General features: G+C 69.3%; 24 protein-coding genes. 14 read left to right on the top strand and 10 right to left on the bottom strand.

What is annotated here, in order from left to right; translation table 11 throughout:
• Positions 1-114: 114 nt before the first annotated feature.
• On the top strand, positions 115-627 hold the full coding sequence (locus C8P69_RS15280; RefSeq protein ID WP_108178291.1) for a GNAT family N-acetyltransferase: 513 nt from the start codon (positions 115-117) through the stop codon (positions 625-627).
• Between the two features lie 460 nt (positions 628-1,087).
• Here C8P69_RS15280 and C8P69_RS23915 read toward each other — a convergent pair whose 3' ends face one another.
• Positions 1,088-1,261, bottom strand: a complete 174-nt coding sequence (locus C8P69_RS23915) for a hypothetical protein (RefSeq protein ID WP_170118261.1) — start codon at positions 1,259-1,261, stop codon at positions 1,088-1,090.
• Between the two features lie 170 nt (positions 1,262-1,431).
• Between C8P69_RS23915 and C8P69_RS15275 the strand changes: the two genes are divergently transcribed.
• Positions 1,432-1,647 carry a hypothetical protein gene (locus tag C8P69_RS15275; protein WP_108178290.1) on the top strand — a complete coding sequence of 72 codons (216 nt, stop codon included), beginning with the start codon at positions 1,432-1,434 and terminating at the stop codon, positions 1,645-1,647.
• A gap of 78 nt (positions 1,648-1,725) precedes the next feature.
• On the opposite strand, the gene C8P69_RS15270 is transcribed toward C8P69_RS15275, so the two are convergent.
• The 4 genes from C8P69_RS15270 to C8P69_RS15255 are packed head-to-tail and all read right to left on the bottom strand — an operon-like array spanning position 1,726 to position 8,598.
• Positions 1,726-3,807 (bottom strand): hypothetical protein, encoded by a 2,082-nt coding sequence (locus C8P69_RS15270; protein ID WP_108178289.1) that lies wholly within the window; start codon positions 3,805-3,807, stop codon positions 1,726-1,728.
• A gap of 2 nt (positions 3,808-3,809) precedes the next feature.
• Positions 3,810-6,659 (bottom strand): DUF4159 domain-containing protein, encoded by a 2,850-nt coding sequence (locus tag C8P69_RS15265; protein WP_108178288.1) that lies wholly within the window; start codon positions 6,657-6,659, stop codon positions 3,810-3,812.
• Entirely contained in the window at positions 6,659-7,591 is a 933-nt protein-coding gene (locus C8P69_RS15260) for a DUF58 domain-containing protein (RefSeq protein ID WP_108178287.1), read from the bottom strand. The genes C8P69_RS15265 and C8P69_RS15260 overlap by 1 nt, the downstream gene beginning before the upstream one ends.
• A gap of 5 nt (positions 7,592-7,596) precedes the next feature.
• Positions 7,597-8,598 carry an AAA family ATPase gene (locus tag C8P69_RS15255; RefSeq protein ID WP_108178286.1) on the bottom strand — a complete coding sequence of 334 codons (1,002 nt, stop codon included), beginning with the start codon at positions 8,596-8,598 and terminating at the stop codon, positions 7,597-7,599.
• A gap of 151 nt (positions 8,599-8,749) precedes the next feature.
• Between C8P69_RS15255 and C8P69_RS15250 the strand changes: the two genes are divergently transcribed.
• The 7 genes from C8P69_RS15250 (at position 8,750) to C8P69_RS15220 (ending at position 15,384) form a co-directional block, all read left to right on the top strand.
• Positions 8,750-9,337 carry a DUF1285 domain-containing protein gene (locus C8P69_RS15250; protein ID WP_108178285.1) on the top strand — a complete coding sequence of 196 codons (588 nt, stop codon included), beginning with the start codon at positions 8,750-8,752 and terminating at the stop codon, positions 9,335-9,337.
• 65 nt (positions 9,338-9,402) lie between these two features.
• Positions 9,403-9,993 carry a CoA pyrophosphatase gene (locus tag C8P69_RS15245; protein WP_108178381.1) on the top strand — a complete coding sequence of 197 codons (591 nt, stop codon included), beginning with the start codon at positions 9,403-9,405 and terminating at the stop codon, positions 9,991-9,993.
• Positions 9,990-10,271 (top strand): DUF6111 family protein, encoded by a 282-nt coding sequence (locus tag C8P69_RS15240; RefSeq protein ID WP_108178284.1) that lies wholly within the window; start codon positions 9,990-9,992, stop codon positions 10,269-10,271. Before C8P69_RS15245 ends, C8P69_RS15240 begins: the two co-directional genes overlap by 4 nt.
• Positions 10,268-11,518 carry a CCA tRNA nucleotidyltransferase gene (locus C8P69_RS15235; RefSeq protein ID WP_108178283.1) on the top strand — a complete coding sequence of 417 codons (1,251 nt, stop codon included), beginning with the start codon at positions 10,268-10,270 and terminating at the stop codon, positions 11,516-11,518. Before C8P69_RS15240 ends, C8P69_RS15235 begins: the two co-directional genes overlap by 4 nt.
• Positions 11,519-11,660: 142 nt before the next feature.
• A complete protein-coding gene (locus C8P69_RS15230; RefSeq protein WP_170118260.1) occupies positions 11,661-13,970 on the top strand; it encodes a putative bifunctional diguanylate cyclase/phosphodiesterase in 2,310 nt (769 codons plus the stop codon).
• A 477-nt stretch (positions 13,971-14,447) separates the two neighbouring features.
• On the top strand, positions 14,448-15,125 hold the full coding sequence (locus C8P69_RS15225) for an N-acyl amino acid synthase FeeM domain-containing protein (RefSeq protein WP_146167355.1): 678 nt from the start codon (positions 14,448-14,450) through the stop codon (positions 15,123-15,125).
• A 16-nt stretch (positions 15,126-15,141) separates the two neighbouring features.
• Positions 15,142-15,384 carry a hypothetical protein gene (locus C8P69_RS15220; RefSeq protein ID WP_108178280.1) on the top strand — a complete coding sequence of 81 codons (243 nt, stop codon included), beginning with the start codon at positions 15,142-15,144 and terminating at the stop codon, positions 15,382-15,384.
• A 12-nt stretch (positions 15,385-15,396) separates the two neighbouring features.
• Here C8P69_RS15220 and C8P69_RS15215 read toward each other — a convergent pair whose 3' ends face one another.
• Entirely contained in the window at positions 15,397-15,630 is a 234-nt protein-coding gene (locus C8P69_RS15215; RefSeq protein WP_108178279.1) for a YodC family protein, read from the bottom strand.
• Between the two features lie 192 nt (positions 15,631-15,822).
• Between C8P69_RS15215 and C8P69_RS15210 the strand changes: the two genes are divergently transcribed.
• Positions 15,823-16,086 carry a hypothetical protein gene (locus C8P69_RS15210; RefSeq protein ID WP_108178278.1) on the top strand — a complete coding sequence of 88 codons (264 nt, stop codon included), beginning with the start codon at positions 15,823-15,825 and terminating at the stop codon, positions 16,084-16,086.
• Positions 16,087-16,092: 6 nt separating this feature from the next.
• On the opposite strand, the gene C8P69_RS15205 is transcribed toward C8P69_RS15210, so the two are convergent.
• The 4 genes from C8P69_RS15205 to C8P69_RS15190 all read right to left on the bottom strand — a co-directional run bounded on the left by C8P69_RS15205 (position 16,093) and on the right by C8P69_RS15190 (position 20,349).
• Positions 16,093-17,262: a fumarylacetoacetate hydrolase family protein gene (locus tag C8P69_RS15205; RefSeq protein ID WP_108178277.1), complete on the bottom strand. Its 1,170-nt coding sequence runs from the start codon at positions 17,260-17,262 to the stop codon at positions 16,093-16,095.
• Complete coding sequence (locus tag C8P69_RS15200) at positions 17,262-18,008, bottom strand: SDR family oxidoreductase (RefSeq protein ID WP_108178276.1); 747 nt, start codon at positions 18,006-18,008, stop codon at positions 17,262-17,264. The genes C8P69_RS15205 and C8P69_RS15200 overlap by 1 nt, the downstream gene beginning before the upstream one ends.
• A 46-nt stretch (positions 18,009-18,054) precedes the next feature.
• Positions 18,055-19,539, bottom strand: a complete 1,485-nt coding sequence (locus C8P69_RS15195) for an aldehyde dehydrogenase family protein (RefSeq protein ID WP_108178380.1) — start codon at positions 19,537-19,539, stop codon at positions 18,055-18,057.
• 138 nt (positions 19,540-19,677) lie between these two features.
• The gene (locus C8P69_RS15190) at positions 19,678-20,349 is read right to left on the bottom strand and encodes a hypothetical protein (protein WP_108178275.1); all 672 of its coding nucleotides are present in this window, start codon (positions 20,347-20,349) and stop codon (positions 19,678-19,680) included.
• A 366-nt stretch (positions 20,350-20,715) separates the two neighbouring features.
• Between C8P69_RS15190 and C8P69_RS15185 the strand changes: the two genes are divergently transcribed.
• From C8P69_RS15185 to C8P69_RS15170, 4 genes are all read left to right on the top strand, one after another.
• Positions 20,716-21,450, top strand: a complete 735-nt coding sequence (locus tag C8P69_RS15185; protein ID WP_108178379.1) for an outer membrane protein — start codon at positions 20,716-20,718, stop codon at positions 21,448-21,450.
• Between the two features lie 375 nt (positions 21,451-21,825).
• Positions 21,826-22,536: an outer membrane protein gene (locus C8P69_RS15180; protein WP_170118259.1), complete on the top strand. Its 711-nt coding sequence runs from the start codon at positions 21,826-21,828 to the stop codon at positions 22,534-22,536.
• Positions 22,537-22,833: 297 nt separating this feature from the next.
• A complete protein-coding gene (locus C8P69_RS15175; protein WP_170118258.1) occupies positions 22,834-23,574 on the top strand; it encodes an outer membrane protein in 741 nt (246 codons plus the stop codon).
• Positions 23,575-23,912: 338 nt separating this feature from the next.
• Positions 23,913-24,602, top strand: coding sequence for an outer membrane protein (locus C8P69_RS15170; protein ID WP_108178272.1), 690 nt, complete (start codon positions 23,913-23,915; stop codon positions 24,600-24,602).
• The last annotated feature ends 66 nt before the right edge of the window (positions 24,603-24,668 follow it).

Here is a 24,668-nt window from a genome sequence, read left to right as displayed (position 1 = left end):
CGCGTGCTATGCGGCGACGATGATGAGGTTCAGTCCGCGGATCGAGCGACGACGACGGCCGGCATGAGTGCCGAAGACCGCCGACGTTTGCCCCTGCCGCTGGACCTGTGAGCCATGCCCGACTTGTCGCTCGACCTGCATCCCGAAACCCCTGCCGACCATGCCGCCATCGAGCGCCTGCATGAGCGCGCCTTCGGCCCCGGCCGTTTCGCGCGAACGGCCTTCCGCCTGCGCGAGGGGATCGAGCCCTATCATTCGCTGTGCTTCACGGCGCGGGTCGGCACCCTGCTTGTCGGCTCCATCCGCCTGTCGCCGGTGGAAATCGGCCCGGGCACGCCCTGCGTGCTGCTGGGGCCCATCACCATCGACCCGGCCTTCCAGAGCAAGGGGATCGGTGGCGCGCTGATGCGCCGGGCCATGGAGCAGGCGAAGGCCGAGGGGCACCGCCTCATCATGCTGGTGGGGGATGCGCCCTATTACGAGCGCTTCGGCTTCAAGGTGGTGGCGCCAGGCCGCCTCGCGCTGCCCGGCCCGGTCGATCCCGGCCGCCTGCTGGTGGCGGAACTCGTGCCCGGCGCCTTCGAGGGCGTCAGCGGCCCGGTGCGCGGCGGCCTCGTGGCCGCCTGACAGGCGAACGGCGCGGGGGATGCCCGCGCCGTCCCAAACCTGATGCGTCAGATCACGACCAGCGACGCCAGCCGCGTCCCGGAGGCGGGCCGCGACGACGGCGACGGCCGTCCTCCCAACCGCGACGCTCCCAGCCCCGGCGGCGACCCGGCGGCATCCACCCGCCGCGCCGGCGCTGACCGGGCGGTCCCATGCCATCGGGACCCCAGCCGCGGCCTTGCGCGGCCGCAGGCGCTGCCGCCGTGGCGAGTACCGCGCAGCCAGCGGCGAGTGCGGCGAAGAGTGTTCGACGGTTCATGACGCGTCTCCTTGGGGCGGGTTTTTGATTCCGCCGGGTTCAACTTGTCCCGAACGCGGATTGTCCGCCGCCACCCGCAGGTGGCGACGGCGCATGTCTGCGATCAGGTCGTGCGCTGCCGCGCGGCGTGCGGGCCTTGGCTGGCCTCCGCACGCGGCGGCGTTACATGCCGCGACCCTTGTCGGTGCGCTGGCCCTGCTCGTTCTTCTGCTGCCCGCCCTGCTGACCCTTCTGGCCGCCCTGCTGCTGCTGCTGGCCGCCATGCTCGGAGCCGTGACCCTTCTGGTCACCCGGATTCTTCTGGCCGCCCTGGTTCGGATTGTTCTGGTTGGTCATTGTCGTTTCCTCATGCTGCCCCAGCTGATTGATCAACGTCCGGGGGAGGCCGCGGTTCCTGGCCGAACCTCCGGATGATGACGGAGGCTTTGGGGGATTGCCCGCGGCGGCGTGGGCGCGCAGGCTCCCGCTCCCGCCCTCGGGCGGTCCGATCCGACTGGAGAGATCTCATGCTGTTCCGCCGCGCCTTCCTGATGGCCCTCGTCGGCCTGCCCGTCGCAACGCTCGCCGCCCCCGCCGCGGAAGCCTCCTGGGTGTCGCAGGGCGTCAACGCCACCGGACGCGGCCTGCGCCGCGCGGGTCGCAGCATCAATCGCGGGGTGAGGCGGGGCGAGCGGCGGGTGCGCCGGCAGATCTTCGGCCGGCCGCGTCGTCGTCGGCGCTGAGGCTTCCGCAGACGACCGCCGTCAGCGGCCCTCGCGGGCCCAGACGGCAGGTCAGTTCCTCAGCTTTTTCGACCGCCGTCAGCGGCCCTCACGGGCCCAGACGGCGGTCATGGCGCCGAGCAGCAGGATGAGGCCGAGGAGCCCTGCGAAGGTCGGCAGGATGCCGATGCCGCGCACCACCGAGGCATCGCGCTGGCGGATGCCCATCCAGTCCTCGCCGCGCAGCGAATTGGCCGAGCGTGTCGGCACGATGCGCGGGACATTGAGCGAGGCGTTCTCGGAGATGCGCCAGATGCCGCCGCCGGTCGCCCGCACCAGCGGCTCGAGAAGGCGGGTGGTCGAGGTCACGTCGGTGAATTCGCGCGGGTTGGGCGGGCCGACATTGATGAGGCGGGTGAGGCGGCCGGCCTGGGCGCGCCAGAGGCCGAGCTCGTTGATGTCGACGAGGCCGCGCCAGAGGCCCGGCTCGGCGTCCTGCATGGCCACGGTGACGCTGTCGCCGGAGGGGCGGGTAAGGGTCACGGTCTCGGGGCGCTCGGCCATGGTCTGCAGCTCGACGGCGAGCTGACGGCCACGCACGGCAAGGCGCAGGCTCTCCTCCTCGAGCTCCGGTTCCTTCATCAGCCAGTGGGAGAGGCGGCGCAGCAGCTCGAGATGCGGTCCGCCGCCCTCGAAGCCGCGGGCCCAGAGCCAGATATGGTCGGAGAGCAGCAGGGCGACGCGGCCCTCGCCCTGGCGGGTGAGGAGCAGGACGGGACGCTGGTCGGGGCCGTCCATGACGGTCATCGCGCCTTGCGCCGGCTGGCGGCTCTCGATGAGGCGGAACCAGCGGCTCCATTGCGGATTGCCCTCGGCCGCCATGCCCGGCAGGGCGCGGGTGACGGGGTGGCGGCGGCCGGTATCGGACACCCGGGCGTGGAACGGCCGCTCCATCACGTCGCCGGTGGGGGCTGCGGGGAGGATCGTCTCCAGCGGCGTGTCGTTGATCGAGGCGGAGGTGGCGTGCTCGGGACCTGCGGCGATGAGCAGCGCACCGCCGGCGCGGACATAGCGGGCGATGTTCTCGAAATAGATCAGCGGCAGCACGCCCTGCTGGGCGTAGCGGTCGAAGATGATGAGGTCGAACTCGCGGATCTTCACCTGGAAGAGCTCGCGGGTCGGGAAGGCGATCAGCGACAGCTCGTTGATCGGCGTGCCGTCCTGCTTCTCCGGCGGACGCAGGATGGTGAAGTGGACGAGGTCGACGCCGGCATCGGACTTCAGCAGGTTGCGCCAGGTGCGCTCGCCGGCATGGGGCTCGCCGGACACGAGGAGGACGCGCAGCTTCTCGCGGATGCCGTCGATGACGACGACCGCGCGGTTGTTGATGGGCGTGAGCTCGCCCGGCAGGCCGTCGACCTCGATCTCGATGATGTTGGCCCCGGCATGGGTGATCTGGACCGAGGTGTTGACCGCCTGGCCGGTGGTCACCGTGCGGCGCTCGATGACCTCGCCATCGCGGCTGATGGTGACGGTGGCGGGCGCGGCGGCGCCGCCCGTGCCGTTGTCCTCGATGCGGAAGCCGATGGTCTGGCTCTGCTGGACGATGCCGAAGCGCGGCGTCTGGGTGAGGACGACGCGGCGGTCCTTGTCGGTGGAGCGGCCGGTGATGAGGGCGTGGACCGGCGCGGTGAAGCCGATGGCCGCGGCCTGGGCCGGCACATCGTGGACCTGTCCGTCGGTGACGAGGATGGCGCCGCCGACCCGCTCGGCGGGAACGTCGGCAAGGCCGGAGCGCAGCGCCTCGAAGAGGTGCGTGCCGTCGGTCTGGCCGTCGGAGGCCCCTGCCTCGATCCAGCGGATCTCGAAGCCCGGCGAGCGGGCAAGGCTGCGCTCGATGGCGGCGCGCGCCTCGTCGGTGATGCGGCGGCGGTCGGCCAGCGACTGGCTTGCCGAACGGTCAAGGACCACGGCGACGACCGACTGCAGCGGATCGCGATCCTCCTGCGTGAAGACGGGATTGCCGAGGGCGAGGAGGGCGAGGGCCATGGCACCGATGCGCCACCAGGCGCCGCGGCTGCGGGAGAGCAGGAGCAGCGCCGAAAGGGCCAGCACCGCCAGCGCGGCGAGGCCGAGCGCCCAGAGCGGGATGACGGGGGACCAGACGACGCCAAGGCTCATCGTCAGTTCCCCAGCCGCTCGAGCAGGGCCGGCACGTGGACCTGGTCGGTCTTGTAGTTGCCGGTCAGCGCATACATCACGATGTTGACCCCGAAGCGGAAGGCGAGCTCGCGCTGGCGCGCCTCACCCTGGACGGGGAGCAGCGGATTGCCCTGACGGTCGACCGCCCAGGCCGAGGCGAGGTCGTTGGCGGTGATGATGATCGGCGAGACAGAATCGGAGGCGCGCGCCGGCCGGGCGCTCTCCTCGTCGGTCGCCGGCGGGATGGCCTCGACCCAGGTGACGCCGTCGGTGTAGCGGCCGGGGAATTCCCGCAGGATGAAGAAGGCGCGGGCCAGCACATGGTCGCGCGGCACCGCCTCCAGCTCCGGGATGTCGAGGCCGGCGAGGATGCGCCGCAGGGTCACCTGCGCCGGGCTCGCCTGGCCGGGGCGGGCGGTCAGCGCGTCGCGGGTGTCGAAGATCACCATGCCGCCCTGCTTCATGTAGGCGTCGAGCCGCAGCAGCGCCTGGGGCGAGGGCTCCTCGGCGCCCGCGACCACCGGCCAGTAGAGCACGGGGAAGAAGGCGAGTTCGTCGCGGGCGATGTCGACGCCCTGCGGCTGCGCCGGCTCCAGCGCCGTGCGGGCGGAGAGGAAGCGCGTCAGGCCCTCGAGGCCGGCGCGGGAGACATCGTCCACCTCGCGCGAGCCGGTGACGACATAGGCGAGGCGCGTCGACTGCGTGGCCTTGATGGCCGCATCGTCGGCGGCATTGCCTGTGGAGATGACCGGGCGGTCCTGGTTGCGGCGCGTCTGGGCCTCGGCATCATGTCCGCCCATGAGGGCGAGACCCGCGGCGGCCAGCACCAGGGAGGCCGCCACCCGGCGGCGCGGCCCGACGAGGCGGGCAAGGCCGCCAGCGATGAGGAAGACGATCAGGCCGTCGGCGAGGAGGAGGAGAAGGGCGGCCACGAGCAGCGGAGTCCTGAGGTCAACCGGTTCGCCCAGACGATAGCGTTCGATCGTGGCGGAGAGGGGGCCGGCATCGAGGGGCTTCAGCCGCTCGTCGGGGGTGAGAACGTTGACCGCGAGCGTGCCGTCGGCCGGGCCATAGAAGCCCGGCGGAGCGTCGAAGGTGGCAGCGTCGCGCCAGTCCGAGGGGATCGCCTTGGCGGTGGCCGGCGGGGCGATGAAGGCGCCATAGCCGTCGAGCACGCGGGTCGGGGCAACCCGTTCGGCAGCGCGGGCCGTCCCCGGCGCGGCGGTGATGCCCTCTGCTCCCGGCTTGCCGGCGGCGGACAGTCCGGCAATGCGCTTCAGCATGTCGACGAAGGCGCCCGAGAGCGGCAGGTCCGACCAGGCGGTGTCGGCGGTGATGTGGAAGAGCACGAGCAGGCCCTGGCCACGCTTCTCCGCGGTGACCAGCGGCGTGCCGTCGGCGAGCTGCGCCCAGGTCTTGTCGGCGAGCAGCCCGTCGGGCTCGGCAAGGACCTGGCGGCGCACGCGCACATCGGCGGGCACCGCAATGTCGGCGAAGGGGCTCTCGCGGCCGAAGGGCGCGAGCGCCTGCGGCGTTTCCCAGGACAGCGCGCCGCCGAGCTGGCGGCCGCCGCGACGCAGGCGCACCGGCACGAGGTCGTCGCCCTGCGCGCCGGCAAGGCGCGTTCCGGCAAAGCGCAGGAGGATGCCGCCGTCGTCGATGAAGCGGTTCAGCGCCTGCCGGGCCGAGGGGGTGACGGTGCCGACATCGGTCAGCACGATCATCGGCACGCGGCTCTCGATGAAGCGCAGGATGGCGTCGGAGGGCGAGGCGCCCTCGACGGTGCGGATATCGGCGAAGGGCTCCAGCGCGCGGCCGAGATAATAGGTCGGCGACAGGAGCGGCTGGGCGGTGTCGGAGGTCGCGCCGGAGACGACGCCGACCGTGCGGCGGGCCCAGCGGGAATCGATGAGCTGGACCGCGCCGGCCGAGCGTTCGCCGGCAATATCGAGGCGGGTGATCTCGTTGCGGATCTCCACCGGCAGGTCGAAGCGAACGTCGGCTTCGGTCTTGCCGGCCTCGAAGGCGAAGGCGGCCTCGCCCAGCGGCAGGCCGCGGCCGTCGAGCGCGCGCACCCGGCCGACCTGTGCCGGGCCGCCCTGCGGCCGCAGCACCTTGGCGGTGAAGCCGCCGGCCGTGTTGGTGGCGGCGGCGAGCGCCAGCGGCTGGGCGAGGCCGGTGTCGAAGACGGTGACGCGGCGCCCCGAAACCAGCGGCGCGAGCTGGTCGATGAAGGTCTTGGTGCGGCCGGTATCGGTGCCATCCGCCAGCCAGACGACCTCCGCCTCGGGCTGGGCGGCGAGGAACTTGGTCAGCGCCGGCAGCAGCGCGGCGCGATCGGGCGTATGCGGCAGCGGATCGATGGAGCGCAGCCGCTCGCGCACCGTCGCCGGCGTTTCCAGCGCAATGTCCACCACCGGGCGCGATGTCGGCACGAAGGCGACGGCGCGTCCGGCGCTCTCGGCGGAGGCGATGATCTCGGATGCGACGCGCTGGCGCTGGTCGAAGGTGGCGGCGGAGGGCCAGCCGTCGTCGAGCAGCAGCAGGACCGGTCCGCGCGCACCGCCGGTGGCGGCGGGCGGGTTCCACATCGGCCCGGCCATGGCGAGGATGATGAGGGCGGCGAGGAGCAGGCGCAGCGCGGTCAGCCACCACGGGCTGTGCGAGGGCGTCTCCTCCTTCGGCGCGATGTCCATGAGGATGCGCGTCGGCGGAAAGCGGACCCGGCGCGGCCGCGGCGGCACGAGGCGCAGCAGCCACCACAGAGCCGGCAGGGCGGCCAGCGCAAAGAGGACGAGCGGCGAGGCGAAGGCGAGGGGCAGGCCGAGCATCAGGCGCCTCCCGGGCCGGGTCCGAGGTCGCGCGAGCCCGGGCCCATGCGCTGGTGCAGGGCGAGGATGGCGGTGGCCGGCGGCTGGTCGGTGCGGTGGACGGCGAAGCTCCAGCCGCGGGCGTCGCAGCCGCGTCTCAGCTCCGCGCGATGGGCGGCAAGGCGGGCGATGTAGTCGTCGCGCCAGGTCTCGGCGCGGCCGGCGGTGATGGTCAGCTTGTCCTCGAGCTCCTCGAACTCGACCCGGCCCTTGTAGGGGAAGGTCTCTTCGATGGGATCGTTGATCTGCAGGACATGGCCGCGTGAGCCGGTTGCGGCCAGGGCTCGGATCTCCTCGCCGAAGGTTGCGGCCGGGACGAGGCAGTCCGACAGGATCACCACCTCCGAGAGGCGCGAGACGGGGGCGCGCGGCGGCAGGTTGGCGGAGGAGAGGTCGGGCAGGGCCAGCAGGGCGTCCGCCATGCGGTCGATGATGGCGCGGCTGGCGGTCGGGCGCATCACGCCGGGAATGCCGACGCGCTCGCCACCGCGCACCATGATCTCCGCCAGCGCAAAGGCGATGACGAGGCAGCGGTCGCGCTTGGTCTCCCAGGCGAGCGGCGAGACGAACTGCATGGAGGCCGAGCAATCCGGCCAGATCCAGACGGTATGGGCCGCCTCCCACTCGCGCTCGCGGACATAGAGCGTGCGGTCACGGCCCGAGCGCCGCCAGTCGATGCGGGCCGCGGGCTCGCCACTCATGAAGCGGCGGAACTGCCAGAAATTCTCGCCGGTGCCGGCGCGCCGGCGGCCGTGCAGGCCATGGACCACCGTCGCCGCCACGCGCCGCGCCTCCAGCACCAGCCGGGGGAGGGCGGCGGCGAGCATCTCGCCGTCGCGCATCAGGCGGCTGGCATGGTCCTCGCGGCTCTCGGCGTTGGCGAGGTCGAACATCGGCGTCAACCGATCGGCTTGACCAGGGCGGCGATGGCTTTCTCCACCGTCAGGCCGTCGGCCCGGGCGGAGAAGGACAGGGCCATGCGGTGCTTCAGCACGGGCTCGGCAAGAGCGACAACGTCGTCGACGGAGGGCGCGAGGCGGCCGTCGAGCAGGGCGCGGGCGCGCACGGCCAGCATGAGGGCCTGCGAGGCGCGCGGGCCGGGCCCCCAGGCGATGGCCGAGGCGAGCTCGCCCTTGGCGGCGCCGGGACGGGCGGAGCGGACCAGCTGGAGAATCGCCTCCACGACGGATTCACCCACCGGCAGGCGGCGGACGAGGCGCTGCGCCGCCATCAGGTCCTCGGCGGTCAGCGCCGGCTTGGCGCGGGCGCCTTCCGAACCGGTCGTGTCGAAGAGAATCTTCCGCTCGGCATCGAGGTCGGGATAGTCGACGTCGATCTGCATGAGGAAGCGGTCGAGCTGCGCCTCGGGCAGGGGATAGGTGCCCTCCTGCTCCAGCGGGTTCTGGGTGGCGAGCACATGGAACGGGCGCGGAAGCTCATAGCTCTCGCCGGCCACCGTCACCTGGTGCTCCTGCATGGACTGCAGCAGCGCCGACTGGGTGCGGGGCGAGGCGCGGTTGATCTCGTCCGCCATGAGCAGCTGGGCGAAGACCGGGCCCTTGATGAAACGGAAGGCGCGGCGGCCGCCGGCCTCCTCCTCCAGCACCTCGGAGCCGAGGATGTCGGAGGGCATGAGGTCGGGCGTGAACTGGATGCGGCGGGCATCGAGGCCCAGCACCGTGCCCATGGTCTCCACGAGCTTGGTCTTGGCGAGGCCGGGAAGGCCGACAAGCAGCGCATGGCCGCCCGACAGGACGGTGATGAGCGCCCGGTCGACGACGGACTGCTGGCCGAAGATCACGGTGGAGATATTGGCGCGCGCGGTCCGGATCTGGGCGGCCGTTGCCTCGGCGGCACGGACGATGGCGTCTTCCATCCGTTCGGCGGTCTCGGCGGTCATGGTCGCTCCCTCGAGGCTGCGTCGCTGTGCATTGCATCATGGCCCATGCGTTGCGACGGGGATAGTCGAGTCTTAGGTTCGTCACAGGCATCGTCCACCGGAACAGCTCCGGAAGACAGGGGCCATCACCCAATCGTGAGGTGGCGAAGTGATGACGCAGAGGGGACCACAGCAAGGTCTCGACGGGATCGCGGCAGCCTTGAAGAAGGCCGGCGGCGGTGCGCCGGTTCATCTGTGGAATCCGCCCTATTGCGGCGATCTCGACATTCGTATCGCCGCCGATGGCACGTGGTTCTACATGAAGACGCCCATCGGCCGGATGCCGCTGGTCAAGCTGTTCTCCTCCGTCATCAAGCGCGAGGAGGGGCGCTATTTCCTCGTCACCCCCGTGGAAAAGATCGGCATCACCGTCGATGACGCGCCCTTCGCGGCGGTGGAGATGCGGGTGGACGGGGAGGGGCGGGACCGCCGCATCGCCTTCCGCACCCAGGTCGAGGACTGGATCGAGGTCGGTAAGGACCATCCGCTCCGCTTCGAGAAGGAAGAGGGCACGGATGGGGTGAAACCCTATGTCCTGGTGCGCCGCGACCTTTGGGCGCGGGTCTCTCGCGCCCTCTTTCACGATCTCGCGAGCCTCGGGGAGATCGAGCGGCAGGGTGACCGCGACTGGTTCGGGCTCTATGTGGCGGGCGCGTTCTACCCGATGGTGGATGCCGTCGAGATCGAGGGACTGACGTGATCGCCGATTCGCCTGATGCCTTCCGCCTCGCCGTCACCCGGCGGCTGAGCCTCGACCTGCCGCAGATGCAGCAGGACCTGTTCGGCATGGGCGCGACCAGCCCGCTCGACGAGGGCGACCACACCGTCAACGAGGGCCGCCCGGCCCGTCCCGCGGCGGTGCTGGTGCCGGTGGTGGCGCGCGAGGAGCCGACCATGCTGCTGACGCAGCGCTCCTCCGACATGCCCGACCATTCCGGCCAGATCGCCTTTCCCGGCGGCAAGATCGAGACGGATGATGCGACGCCGTTGGATGCAGCCTTGCGCGAGGCGGAGGAGGAGATCGGCCTTGCCCGCGCCCATGTGCAGCCGCTCGGCTATCTGCTGCCCTTCCTGTCGCGCACCGGCTATTTCATCACGCCGGTGGTGGCGCTGGTGCATCCGCCCTTCGAGCTGGAGCTCAATCCGCGCGAGGTGACGGATGCCTTCGAGGTGCCGCTGACCTTCCTGATGGACCCTTCGAACCACCAGAAGCAGCACCGCGAATTCAACGGCCAGCGGCGGCACTTCTACGCCATGCCCTTCGGCGAGCGGTACATCTGGGGCATCACGGCCGGGATCATCCGCAATCTCTGGGAACGGCTCGACGAGGCGGCGCCCGCCGACGCTTCGGCATGAGGATCGCCCTCAACCTCGCCCTCTTCGTCCTGCCCTTCGTGCTCTATTTCGTCTGGCTGCACCTGAAGGAGCGCAATCCGTTCCTCAAGGAGCACTGGGACCGCCAGCCCGTGGTCTGGCTCGGCCTGTTCGGGCTCGTTCTGGGTGGCGGCTACTTCCTCTACCACCTGTCCTACCAGGTCCGGGACCCCAACGTAGTCTATCGCCCGGCGCGGGTCGAGAACGGCGTGTTCTTCCCCGCGGAGATGCAGCCGCGCCGGCCGGAGCCGCCGCGATGAGCGAGGCCGGGGCGCTGCCGCCGCTGCCCGCATGGTTCGGGGAAGGACCGGTCAGGCGCCTGCTCGACGTGATCGGTGTCGCGGGCGACGAGGCGCGGCCGGTGGGCGGGGCCGTGCGCAACTGGCTCCTCGGGCTCGATCCCGGCGATGTCGACATCGCGACGACGGCGGAACCGGGCGTGGTGGCGGCGCGCTGCCGCGAGGCGGGCTTCAAGGTGGTGCCGACCGGCATCGCCCATGGCACGGTGACGGTGGTGGTGGAGGGCACCGGCTTCGAGGTGACGACGCTGCGCGAGGATGTCGCGACCGACGGGCGGCATGCGGTCGTGCGCTTCGGGCGCGACTGGCGATCCGACGCGGCGCGGCGGGATTTCACCTTCAACGCCATGAGCCTGACGGCCGAGGGGGCGCTTTTCGACCCGTTCGGGGGGAGGGCGGATCTCGCGCGTGGGATCGTGCGGTTCATCGGGGAAGCGGTCGCGCGGGTGCGCGAGGACCGCCTGCGCATCCTCCGGCTGTTCCGGTTCCACGCGACCTATGGCGCGGGCGCGCTGGACGGGGAGGCGCGCGCCGCCGCGATCGCCGAGCGCGCGGGCGTCGCGGACCTGTCGCGCGAGCGCGTGCGCGCGGAACTCATGAAGCTCCTCGTTGCCCCGCGGGCGGCGGAGGGCGCGCAGGCCATGGCCGATTGCGGCCTGCTCGACCGCATCCTCGGAGGCGTGCCGATGGCGGCCACCGTCCAGCGCCTCGCCGCCATCGAGGCAAGCCTCGGCCTTGCCGCCGACCCGGTGCGCCGCATGGCCGCGCTGGCAGTGCTGACGCGCGAGGACGCCATCCGCCTGCGCGAGCGCCTTGCCCTCTCCAATGCCGAGTTCCGCCGCCTTGAGGGCATCGGCCACGGCTGGCGCCAGCCCGATCCGGCCGCCGGCGCCATCGCCGCCAAGGCCCTCTTGGCGGCCACCGGGCCACGCGGCTATGGCGACCGCGCCATGGTGGGCTTCGCCCGGTCCGGCGCCCCTGCCGATGACGCAGCCTGGTTGCAACTGCTGACCCTTCCGGACCGCTGGAAGGCCCCGAGCCTTCCCGTTTCCGGCGACGACCTGATGCGCCGCGGGGTCGCGGCGGGCCCTGCCGTCGGCCGTGTCCTGTCGGCCGTGCGCGAGCGCTGGATCGCCGCTGACTTCCCCACCGATCGGGCGAGTGTCGAGGCGATCACGGCGGCGGCTCTCGCGGCGGACTGCGGCTGACCCCCACCGAACGGCCGATAATTGCGTGGCCGATATGCGCAACCATCTTGCGCCAATTAATTGATGGGCAAGTTTTTTTTGGTTGGATCAATACGTCCGCCGCTCCGTCCGGAGAGGCCCCATGGCTTAATCTGACGAGATGGTGAGCGTCACCCGCAACGGTCCTGAGAACACAGCGCGCGAGTTGCCGGTCGAGGTGTATGTCTCGATGGTCGATGCGCTGTACGAGGACGTGCGCTCGCTGCTCCTCGGCGTGCTCGCCGCCCTCGCCGGCACCGTTTACGTCGCCGTCCTCACCGGCAATCCCATCCTCGTCGGCTTTCCCTTCGCCATCGTCCTCATCGCTGCGGGGCGCGTCTTGCGCATGCGCGCCTACCGGCGGGAACGCCGTGATGTCCGCAGCGCCGAACAGGCGCGGCGCTGGGAGCGCGAGTACACGATTGGCGCCAATCTCCTGGTTTTCACCATCGGCCTGTGGTGCCTCGCCTGCTTCGTGCTGACGACGCTGCCGAGCGCGCATCTCTTCTGCGTGGCCGTGGCACTGTCCTACATGGTCGGCGTCGGCGGGCGGAACTTCGCCAACGGTCCCTTCGTCGACAACCAGATCGCCCTGCTGTGCGCGCCGCTGGTGCTCGGCATGGTGATGACCGGCAACTGGGACTACCTGATCCTCGCCTGCTTCGCGGTGCCGTTCTTCGCCAGCGTGCGCAGCATCGCCCGGCGCCTGCGCGACATCCTGCTCAATGCCATCATCGCCAAGCGCGACGTTTCGCTGCTGGCCGACCGCTTCGACACGGCGCTCAATAACATGCCGCATGGCCTCGCCATGTTCGATGCCGATGGCCGGGTGCTGGTCGTCAACCGTCGCTGGAGCGAGATCCTCCCCATCGATCCCGAGACCATCACCACCCGCTCGCGCTGCGAGGCGATCATCGCGGCCTATGTCGAACTCGGCCTCCTGTCGGAGCGCGATGGTGGCCGCATCATCGAGGCGGTCGGCACGCGGCGCGGCGATCTCGCCAGCAGCCAGCTCGAGGTCACCGCCGGCGACCGCAATGTCGACATGACCTTCCAGCCGATGGAGTCGGGCGGGCTGGTCGTTGCCATCGAGGACATCACGGAGAAGCGCCGCACCGAGGCCCGCATCGCCCACATGGCCCGCCATGACGCGCTGACCGGCCTGCCGAACCGCTCGCTCTACCAGGAGCGGCTGGAGGCGGCGCTGGCGATGATGAACGGCGACGACATGCTGGCCGTCCTCTTCGTCGACCTCGACAATTTCCAGCAGATCAACGACACGCTCGGCCACAGCATGGGCGATGCGGTGCTGATCGAGGTCGCGGACCGGCTGCGCTTCACCGTCGGCGAGAACGACGTGGTCGCCCGCTTCAGCGCCGACGAATTCGTCATCCTGCAGACCGGAGCCCGCAGCGAGCACGATGTCATCTCGCTCGCCGGCCGGGTCATCGAGACCGTCGGCGATATCGTGCAGGTCGAGGGCAAGGCCATTGCCTGCGGCGCCTCCGTCGGCATTGCCCTCGCGCCGCGCGACGGCACCGATGCCGACCAGCTCCTCAAGAGCGCCGACATGGCGCTCGCCCGCGCCAAGGCCGGCGGCCGCGGCATGCTGCATTTCTACGAAGAAGAGATGGACCGTCGCGCCCAGGCCCGTCGCGCCATCGAGATGGACCTGCGCCGGGCGCTGCAGAACGACGAACTGGCCGTCTATTTCCAGCCGCTTTTGAACCTCAAGACGCTCAGCGTCACCACCTGCGAGGCGCTGGTGCGCTGGCCCCACCCGGTCCGCGGCATGATCTCGCCGGCCGAATTCATACCCGTGGCCGAAGAGACCGGCCTCGTCCTCGAGATGGGCCGCCAGGTCATGCGCAAGGCCTGCCTCGCCTGTGCCGGGTGGCCGGACGGGGTCCGCGTCGCGGTGAACCTCTCCTCGGTGCAGTTCGAGCGCGACGACGTGGTCGCGGTGGTGGCCGAGGCGCTGAGCATCAGCGGGCTCGACCCCTCACGCCTGGAGCTTGAGATCACCGAGACGCTGCTGCTGAAGGACTCGGCCCCCGTGCTCGAGACGCTCGAGCGGCTGAAGGCGATGGGCGTGCGCGTATCGCTGGATGATTTCGGCACGGGCTATTCGAGCCTCAGCTATCTCCACAAGTTCCCGATCGACAAGGTCAAGATCGACCGGTCCTTCGTCCGGCCGATCACCACCGACCGCAAGGCCGCCAAGCTGCTGCGCGGCGTCACCCGCCTCGGCGCGGAACTTGGCCTCGCCGTCGTGGTGGAGGGCGTGGAGACCCACGAGCAGCTCAAGATGATCGATGCTGCGGGTGTCGTGACGGAGATCCAGGGCTTCATCCTGAGCCCCGCCGTGCCCGATGCGCAGGTCAGGGCGATGATGGGCCGGACCGCCAAGGATCTACTCACCAAGGCTGCGTAAAACGCGCCCTTATTACTTCCGTAGCGGCATGCCCCAGCGGCATCCGTATTCATCCCGTGCTGCACAATGACGCGGCGTGGCCGCTCCCGGAGATCGGTGCGGTGCCGGGACATGAGCCGCCCGCTTCTCCCTCCTCGATCCGGCCAGATGCTCCCCTGGCCGCAGATGGCGCCCCAAAACGGCGGCGACAGCCAGCTTCCTGCCCTCATGTCGATGGCCTGACGCCGCTCCGCGAGGGGGCCGGCCCCGCTGTGCAGCGCAGCGAAGCAATAACGGAGGTATGATGATAACGGTCATTGTATCTGACCGTTTTTACCTGGGCGCGTTAACGATGATTTAACCAACCGCTTTCCATTGGTTAAAAAACCATGAACAATGTCTCTGCTCAAACGGGCTGCCATTCGACAGACTCGCGGGGTTGTTCAGATGATTACGGTTAACGCCGAAAGTTCGTTCTCCCGCAATGTCGCAGATCTGGTGCGGCGTGTGGATTACCGGCGGGTGGTGACCGCCGCCGAGCGTGAGGCGGTGTTCCGCCTGCGCTACGACTGCTACCTCCGGGAGGGCGCGATCCTTCCCAATGAGACGGGCCTCTTCGCAGACGACTTCGACGATGCGCCGAATGTCTTCATCTTCGGGCTGCATCTCGACGGTGTTCTGGCGAGTTCCATCCGCGTTCATGTCGCAAGCCCCGCTCACCCCATCGCGCCGGCTCTCTCGGTGTTCGGGGATGTGCTCGGGCCGCGCATTGCGCGGGGCGAGGTGATCGTCGATCCGACGCGCTTCGTCGTCGACCAGGAGCTGTCGCGGATCCATCCGGGCCTCGCCTATGCCACCGTGCGCATGGGCATGCTGGCGGCCGAATATGCCGAGGCCGACTATGCGCTGGCGACGGTCCGCACCGAGCATCGCGCCTTCTACAAGCGCCTGCTGTTCATGGAACCGGTCGGCGAGCCGCGGCTCTACCCGAACCTGAAGAACCCCATCAACCTGATGGGCGTGTCCTTCCCTCTGATGCGGCAGCGTGTCTATGATCGCTATCCGTTCATGACCTCCACCCGCGAGGAGCAGGACCGGCTCTTCGGTCCCCGCCCCGAGCGGAGCATGGCAGTGCCGATGACGGGCGAAGCGCTGGAGGCTGCCGCGGCGGCCTGAGCCGGGGAGGCGGGCGATGAGGTCGGACAGGAACAGGCCCTTTGATGCCGTCCGCCGTGCGCCCGGCGCCCGCGAGCAGGCGTCCGATGGGTGGAAGCGCGAGACATTCGTGCTGCCGCGCGAGGCGGCGCGGATCAAGGCCCGCGAGATCCTGGATCGCTTCCCGAAGGCCGCCTACCTGACCGAGGTCGAGTTCTGGCGCGAATTGGAAGACGGCCGCATCGAGTTCACGATGCGCCGCCTTCCGAGTTCGGACTGAACGAGAAGAGACTTACTCCTCGTCGTCGGATTCCTCGTCCTCCGACTGGCCGTCTTCCTCGTCCCCTTCTTCCTCGTCTTCGGGGTCGAGGATCGCCTCGAGGGCGACGAGCGGGATCTGCTCGCGGAACAGGTCGCCTTCCTCGCCGAGCCAGATGCAGGTGGCGTCCTCGTCGTGGATCGCCGCGACGGTGAGGGCCTGGCCGCCCGATTTCAGGGTGACGATGTCGCCGGCACGAAAGGTCATGGGAGCCTCCTTGTTGGGGTGCGGGCTCCTCTTCGCACGGGTCCGTGACGGGGCGATCACGACAGCGCGACGCTCCGTCGCAGGCTAAACCGCAACCGCTACGTAGTGGGACGCATGACAAATGATGCCGGCTCCGCTGTTGTGCCGGGGCATCGTTTTTGTGGTTGGGACCAGCGGGAGACCACCGTCGCCATGCACAGCCAGACCAGCGCCGACGCCCTTGTCGATCTCGCGGAGGAGTGCCTTGCCAATGGCAAGACGCGCAGCGAGGTCGCGGCTTTCCTGGCCCGCGAATATGCGCTTGACCTCGGGGGCGTGATGACGGTGCTGGCCCGTCGCGAGTCCCGCTCGGCCCGCCGTCAGTTCCGTGCGGCCGTGGCGGCCGTCTTCGTCGCCGTCGTCGCGGTGGCGAACCGGGAAGGGCAGTTCGACGTGCCCTTCCTCTCCTTCATCTGATCCCCGTCAGCCTCGCCGCGCGGCGAGGCTCGCCATCAGCGAGCGGATGCCGTCCGTCCAGGGCGCGCATTGCGTCGACAGCCTGACGCGGTTGGTCAGGCTGCCGAGTTCCGGGCTGGCGATGGTGACGATGTCGCCGAGCTTGTGGGTGAAGCCCTTGCCCTTGTCGCCGCGATCCTGGATCGGCGCGAAGAGCGTGCCGCAATAGAGCACGAGCCCGTCGGGATACTGGTGGTGCGGGCCGATGGCCTGGCGGGCCAGGTCCTCGACGTCGCGCGAGATCGCCGCCATGTCGCTGCGGCCGTCGAGAACGAAGCCATCCTCGCCGGTGACGGTCAACGACACCTTCATGGCCCGCACCGCGTCGATGCCGAAGTTGGCGTCGAACAGGCGGACGAAGGGGCCGAGCGCAGCCGAGGCATTGTTGTCCTTGGCCTTGCCGAGGAGCAGCGCCGACCGGCCCTCGACATCGCGCAGATTGACGTCATTGCCGAGCGTGGCGCCGACGATCCGGCCGCTCGACGAGATGACCAGCACCACCTCCGGCTCCGGGTTATTCCAGGTGGAGATGGGGTGGAGGCCGACATCGGCGCCGGTGCCGACCGACGAGAGGACCGGGGCCTTGGTGAAGATCTCGGCGTCCGGCCCGATGCCGACCTCGAGGTACTGTGACCAGAGCCCGCGCTCCTGCAGGTGCTTCTTGAGCGCGGCGGCCTCTGGCGAGCCGGGCTTCAGTCCCTTGAGTTCGCCGCCGATGATCTCGCCGATCTCGGCGCGGATGGCCGCGGCCCGCTCGGGCACGCCCTTGGCCTGTTCCTCGATGACGCGCTCCACCATGGAGATGGCGAAGGTCACGCCCGCCGCCTTCACAGCCTGGAGGTCGATCGGCGAGAGCAGGAAGGGCTTTCCGGCGTCGCGCGCCTCGGGCGGGGTGTGAGCGAGGACCGTGGAGAGGTCACCGATCCGCTCGCCCGGCACAGCTGCCAGGGCTGCCGCCGGGTCGGGCCGGTCGAAGAGGTCCGATGTCGTAGCGAAGGCGGCGGTGACGTCGAAGACGCCGCCGTCGCGGACCGCGACGACCGAGGGGCCGAGGCCGGGCCTGAAGACCCGGCCTACGAGGGTGCCCGCCGTGCCGTCGGCGGGAAGGGTGCTGACGGCGGCGAGCGTGACGGTCATCAGATGCACCGTCCGCCGTCGACCTCGAGCACGACGCCGGTCAGGAAATGACCGGGATCGGCGGCGAGGAACAGCGCCGCGTCGGCAATGTCCTTCGGGGTGGAGAGGCGGCCCATGGGAATGGAGGCGACGAACTTCTTGCGCATCTCCGGCGTGTCCTCGCCCATGAAGGTGCCGAGGAGCGGCGTGTCGCCGGCCACCGGCGCCAGCGCGCAGACGCGGATGCCATCGGGCGCGAGCTCGACCGCCATGGACTTTGTGAGCAGGTTCACCGCGCCCTTGGAGGCATTGTACCAAGCAAGGCCCGGGCGGGGGCGGATGCCGGCGGTGGAGCCGACATTGACGATGACGCCGCCGCCGTTCTGCCGCATCGGCGGGATGACCGCATGGGCGAAGTGGAAGATCGACTTCACGTTGACGTCGAAGACGCGGTCGAAGGTCGCCTCGTCCACCTCCAGCATCGGCCGGTTGCGGTGGGAGGTGCCGGCATTGTTGACGAGGATGTCGACCTTGCCGAAGCGCTCGATGGTCTTGGCGACGGCGCGCTGGAGGTCCTTGGCCTTGGAGACGTCGCACTTCATGCCGAAAGCCTTGCGGCCGAAGGGCTTGGCCGCGGCCTTGGCGCCCTCCTCGTTGAGGTCGAGGACGGCGATGCGCGCGCCCTCCTTGGCAAAGGCCTCGACGATGCCGAGGCCGAAGCCCTGCGCGCCGCCGGTGACGATGGCGACCTTGTCCTTCAGACGCATGGTTTCCCCCTGATGCGTGGATGCTTGGTGCGGCGGTCCTGGCGGATCAGCCGTGGTTGATGACGACGGTCTTGGAGGCGGAGAACTCGTAGAGCGCCTCGAACCCCTTCTCGCGGCCGTGGCCGGACTTCTTCACGCCGCCGAAGGGCAGCTCGATGCCGCCGCCGGCGCCGTAGCCGTTGACGAAGACCTGGCCGCAGCGCATGGCGCGGGCCACCCGCATGGAGCGCTTGGCGTCGCGGCTCCAGACGCCGGCGACGAGGCCGTAATCGGTGCCGTTGGCGAGGCGGATGGCGTCCTCCTCGTCATCGAAGGGAATGGCGGAGAGGACCGGGCCGAAGACCTCGTCGCAGGCGAGCGAGTTGGTGCGCGGCACCGGGCCGAAGAGGGTCGGGGCGACGTAGAAGCCGTTCGGCGGCAGGTTCGGCGCGAGGGCGCCCTCGGCGAGGACCGGAATGCCGTCGGCGCGGGCGCGGGCGACGAAGTCCTCGACGCGCTTCTTCTGGCCGCGGGTGATCATCGGTCCGCAGTCGAGGTCCATGTCCCAGGCGCCGACGCGCACGGTCTTGAAGCGCTCGGCGACGCGGCCGACGAGCTCGTCATAGGCGGCGCGCTCCACCAGCATGCGCGAGCCCGCCGAGCAGGTCTGGCCGCCGTTCTGGATGATGGCGTTGACCAGGGTCGGCACAGCCGCGTCGAAATCGGCATCCTTGAACACGACCTGGGGCGACTTGCCGCCGAGTTCCAGGGTGCAGCCGATGTGGTTCCGCGCCGCCGCCGACTGGATCAGCGTGCCGACCTCCGGCGAGCCGGTGAAGGAGATGAAGTCGATGCCGCGATGGGCGGAGAGGGCGGCGCCCGCCTCCTCGCCGAGGCCGGTGAGCAGGTTGATGACGCCCGGCGGGAAGCCGACCTCGAGCGCCAGCTCGCAGATGCGGATGAGCGAGAGGCAGGCATCCTCGGCCGGCTTCACCACGCAGGTGTTGCCGCAGGCGAGCGAGGCCGCCACCGAGCGGCCGAAGATCTGCGCGGGATAGTTCCACGGCACGATGTGGGCGGTGACGCCGTGGGGATCGCGCACCACGGCGACCGTGTAGCCGTTGAGGAAGGGGATGGTCTCGCCATGCACCTTGTCGGCGGCCGTGCCGTAGAACTCGAAATAGCGGGCGGCGGCGGTGATGTCGGCCTTGCCCTGGCGGGCGGGCTTGCCGGTGTCGATGCTCTCCAGGAGCGAGAGTTCTTCGTGGTTGGCAAGGATCGCATCGGCGAGCTTGCAGAGCAGGCGGCCGCGCTCGGTCGCGGTCATGCGGCCCCAGGGACCCTCCTCGAAGGCGCGGCGGGCGGCGGCGACCGCCCGGTCCACGTCCTCGGCAGACGAGCGCGGCATGGAGGAGATCACGGCGCCATCGGACGGGCCGACCACGTCGAGGGTCGCGCCGCTCGCCGCCGCGACCGACTTGCCGTCGACGACATTGAGATAGGCGCGGGCGAGGCCGCGGGGCGGGGTGATGGCCTCAGGGCTGGCGGTCATGCGGATTTCCTCGGCGAGGGCGGGCGCCGGCCGCATGGGGCGGCGCCGGATGATCGGGCGCGCACGCTAGCCGCGCCGCACGGGCGCCGGAAGAGGGGGCTCGCATGGGAGCCTTTCCGCCAGGGGCGGGGAGGGCGGTCAGATCCGGACGGCGAACTGGGCCACGGCGAGCACGCCGCCGATCCCCGCGGCGATGCCGATGAGGAAGATGACGAAGGCGCCGAAGCCGGAGAACCGGACGCGCTGCGCCTCGGCAGCAGGCGGCTCCTGCACGGGGAGCGTGGCCGCGGCCGGCGCTTCCATGACCGGCGGGGCGTCACCGGCCGGCTGCGATGCCACGAACGGGGCGGGCAGGTCGGCGGGCGGCAGGGCCGGTTCGCCCGCGGCCGGCTCGGGCGCAAGGGCGGGCGTCTGCGCCAACAGACGCTCGCGCTCGATCAGCCGGCGGGCCACATAGGCGGTGATGCGCCCGGCAACCGCGCCGATGTCGGCGCTCTCGATCAGCACGCGGCGGCCGTCGCGCGTATCCTGGAGGAAGCGGTAGCTGCGCTTGTCGCGGCCGATCTCGACGAAGCTGACCATGTCGATCCACAGCCGGGGCGTTTCGCCCGGCGTGATGCCCGTGTCGAAGAGTTCGACATGGCGCGGCACCTCGTCGAAGACCGGCTTCAGCCGGTCTTGCAGCATGCCGAGGCGGGCGAGGTCGGCCTCGCGCAGGGCGACGACGACGCCGGTGCGTTCGGCCTCGTCGATGCGCAGGGCGCGGATCGTCTCCTTGAGGCTGCGGTCGGCAGTGGGCTTGGCGTCCATGGGGCTGTCCGGGCGAGGGGCGATAGTTAACGATCATATAATCGTGGCGCGGCGGCGGCGGGAGCGGTGCGTGCGCAGGTCCGTCGCTGGGGCCATCCGGCCGGCCGGGCGGCGATGATGTCGGCGCCAGCCACCCCGGTGCGATCGTCGATCGTGCGGCCTCTTATGGCTTTAACCACTTGATTCACCTGTGATTCCGCGCCGCGTCACTGTTGTCGTTGGGGCACTCTGTCGCGAAAATGAGCGCCTCATCGACGGCTCATCCTGTCCTTGAGGCTCTGCGGCATTGACCGGCGCCTGGCCGGGGCGGACGGTCGCCGCGCAAAGTGCCTGGCCGGATTCCCGGCGGCTGGAATGGACATGCCCATGAAGAACCTGCTCCTCGCCACCACGGCGCTCGTGGCCTTCGCCGGTGGCGCCCAGGCCGCTGATCTCGGCGCGCCGCGCTCGCCCGTCGCCGCGGCTGTCGTGGCCCCGGCCTTCAACTGGACCGGCTTCTATGTTGGTGCACAGTTCGGGTACGGTTGGGGCGCAGCAACCCAGCCGTGGACTGCCGTCGTCGTCAATCCGGTCGCCTTCCCGAATTTCCAGGCCAATGCTCGTCAGTCCGGTCTGCTGGGCGGCGTTCACGTCGGCTACAATTGGCAGATCAACAGCCTTGTTCTTGGCGTTGTGGCCGATGTGGAAGCTTCCGGCATCAACGGCAATGACGGGGGATCGGGCGGCGACGTTAATGGAGTGCGCCATCGCTGGAATGCCTCGCTGCGAGGCCGCGTCGGTTTCGCCGTTGACCAGGCGCTGATCTACGCCACCGGTGGCTTCGCCTATATGAACGCGCAGGGTACCCAGACCTCGCGCGCGCCGAATGAGTTCATCGGCTTCAACACGACGGGATGGACCGCGGGCGCAGGCGTCGAATATGCCTTCACGCCAAACCTGACCGCCCGCGTTGAGTATCGTTACACGGACTACAGCGCCAAGACAGTGATTTTCCCGGTTTCGGGCTACTCGGAGCGTATTCGACCGCAGATCCATGCCGTCCGACTCGGGGTGAGCTACCTCTTCTCGACCGGCCCCTCGGCCGTCGTCGCGCGTTACTGACCTGACGCATTCGCGTCGGAGGGACGGACGGGCCGCCTTCGGGCGGCCCGTTTGCGTTTTAGGGGTATCCAACACGAGCCCCATCTACGATTCGGAGGCGTGGTCCCAGCATTCGCGATCGGACTGCCGTGCGACATCTGCCATCACGAGTCGTCGCACCAAGGTGACGTGCCACGTCAACTGTACGATGGACCTCTTCCCGGGCGCTTTTGTGTTGTCGCCACGCAACAGCATGTATTCAATCCCGCATTCCTCATGGGAATCACGGGTCTGGGGCGCGCAATGCCCTTGCGTCGCGGCAGTGCCCCCGGCATGGTCGAGACCAGCATTCCATGGCCGGTCGAACCGGCGTCATCTCTTTGCAGGACGCACACCATGAAGAAGCTTCTCCTCGCCACCACGGCGCTCGTCGCCTTCGCCGCTGGCGCCCAGGCTGCCGATCTCGGTGTGCCGCGCTCGCCCGTCGCCGCGGCGGTTGTCGCTCCGGCCTTCAACTGGACTGGTTTCTATCTCGGCGCCCACCTCGGTGCCGTGGTCAACCAGGACCGCGTCAACATTCCGGGTTATGGCGCTCTCGGTCTGTACACTCGTTCTCCGACGAGCCTCATGGTCGGCGGCCAGCTCGGGTACAACTATCAGGTGAACAACGTCGTCTTTGGTCTGGAGGCGGACCTCAGTTACCTGGCTGGCTCAAGAACTGGTCTTTCTGGCAACGGTGGTGCTGAGCTCTTTCGGGTTCGCCCAGACTATAACGGGTCGATCCGCGGCCGCCTTGGCTTCGCTGCTGATCGGGCCCTGTTCTATGTCACCGGCGGCGTTGCGTTTCACGGCCTGACTGCAAACTTTGATCTCCCCTTCAATGGTCCGCGGAAGTACAACTACGTTGGTGGAACCGTCGGTGCGGGCGTCGAATATGCGGTGACCAACAATTGGTCGGTCCGTGGTGAATACCTCTATGGTTTCTATGGCACCAAGACCGCTGTATTCAATGGTCCCGTGGATATCCGGCCGCAGACCCACACATTCCGGGTCGGCGTGAACTACCTCTTCTCGACCGGCCCCTCAGCCGTCGTCGCGCGCTACTGATTTCTGACGCACAGCGTTGAAGGGACGAGCGGGCCGCCTTCGGGCGGCCCGTTTGCGTTCGGGGAGCCGTGAAAAGTGGCCGCCGGCGGGGAGTTGCCCGCCTTCGCGGTTGGGTCGTGCTTGTCCGCGTTTTGAAGTGAACGCTGCTGAGACGATGATGTGTTGCGTTGCATGGGTGACGCACTCGTCGGGCGGAGTGTGGTCCGCCAGCAACAGTCCCCGTTGAAAAGTTCATTCCGCTTGGGAAATACGCGTACCTGCCGTGAATTGATGTTGCGCGACGCGGGGAGCGCAGCCATGGTCGTGCTCGGCATTCCGCAGCTGGTCGAACCGGCGCTACTCCTGTGCAGGACGCACCCCATGAAGAAGCTTCTCCTCGCGACCACGGCTCTCGTCGCCTTCGCCACCGGCGCCCAGGCTGCCGATCTCGGCGTGCCGCGCTCGCCGGTTGCCGCTGCGGTCGTCGCTCCGGCCTTCTCCTGGACCGGTTTCTATATCGGCGCCCATGCCGGGTATGGCTTTGGTAATTCCCGGTTCGTCGGAGGCGGCGTGTTCCCGACGTCGGTCAACGGTCCTCTGATCGGCGGCCAGGTTGGCTTCAATTACCAGATCAACCAGATCGTCCTTGGCGTTGAAGCTGACCTCGCTTTCACTGCTATCACCGGCCGTCCCGGGAACTTTCCGACGATTTCGCACCGCACGAATATGCTGGGGTCCCTGCGCGCCCGCGGTGGTTTCGCTGTCGATCGCGCCCTTCTCTACGTGACCGGCGGTCTCGGTTTCCAGGGCGCCGCCACGGCTCAGACCCCGGGCCCGGCTGAGAAGTACACCCGGACGGGCTGGACCCTCGGCGCGGGCGTCGAGTACGCCCTGACCCAGAATTGGACCGCCAAGCTGGAATACAGCTACTACAACTTCGGCACGCGCACCCTCGGCCCGATTTATGCTGGAACCGTGCGTTCCGACATCCACACGGTGAAGATCGGCGTGAACTACCTCTTCTCGACCGGCCCCTCGGCCGTGGTCGCGCGCTACTGATCGCTGGCGCCTCAGCGTCGGAGGGACGAACGGGCCGCCTTCAGGCGGCCCGTTTGCGTTTGGAGGAGCCGTGAAGGGGGCGCCAACGGGGCTGCCGGCATTGCTGGTTGAGCCTCCCTTGTCCATGGCTGGAGGCGAGCAGGGCGATACGATGACGGGTTGCGCCGCATGGTTGGTGTGGTCCGCCGGCCACACGACGCGGTGGAAAGACGCTTCCCCTTCGGAAACGCACGTTCTTCGAGTGCGCTCATCTTGCGCGCCGATGAGAGCGCAGCCATGGTCGCCGCATCATTGCGCGGCAGATAGATTCCGCGCCACTCCCTTGCAGGACGCACCCGATGAAGAAGCTTCTTCTTGCCACCACGGCGCTCGTCGCCTTCGTCGCCGGCGCCCAGGCCGCTGATCTCGGCGCGCCGCGCTCGCCCGTCGCCGCGGCGGTCGTCGCTCCGGCGTTCAACTGGACCGGTTTCTATCTGGGCCTCCACGCCGGCTACGGCTTCGGCCGCACGACGGGTATCACGCCTGGCCTGGTGGCCTATCCAGCCAACACCACCGGCCCGCTGATCGGCGGCCAGGTTGGCTTCAACTACCAGATCAATCAAATCGTGCTCGGCGCCGAGGCAGACATCGCTCTCGCCGCGATCACCGGCCGGAACCCGGGTGTCGGTTTGCCCGCCCCGGTGCTTTACCGCACCAACATGCTCGGTTCGCTGCGGGCCCGCGGTGGTATCGCCGTCGACCGCGTGCTTCTCTACGTCACGGGCGGTCTCGGCTTCCAGAACGCCTCCTTCACCAACACCGTTGGTCCGGAGAGGTATACCCGGACCGGCTGGACCCTCGGTGCGGGCGTGGAATATGCCGTCGCCCAGAACTGGACCGTGAAGGGCGAGTACGCCTACTACAATTTCGGCACCCGGGCGCTCGGCCCGATCTACACCGGCACGGTGCGCTCCGATGTCCACACCGTGAAGCTCGGCGTGAACTACCTCTTCTCGACCGGCCCGTCGGCCGTCGTCGCGCGCTACTGATACCTGACGCATCCGCGTCGGAGGGACGAGCGGGCCGCCTTCGGGCGGCCCGTTTGCGTTCGGGGA

Origin of the sequence: Phreatobacter oligotrophus, from assembly GCF_003046185.1 — a bacterium.
Classification (GTDB): Bacteria; Pseudomonadota; Alphaproteobacteria; order Rhizobiales; family Phreatobacteraceae; genus Phreatobacter; species Phreatobacter oligotrophus.
Note: the sequence above shows the minus strand (reverse complement) of the source record. Positions and strands in the feature narration are given on the sequence as shown.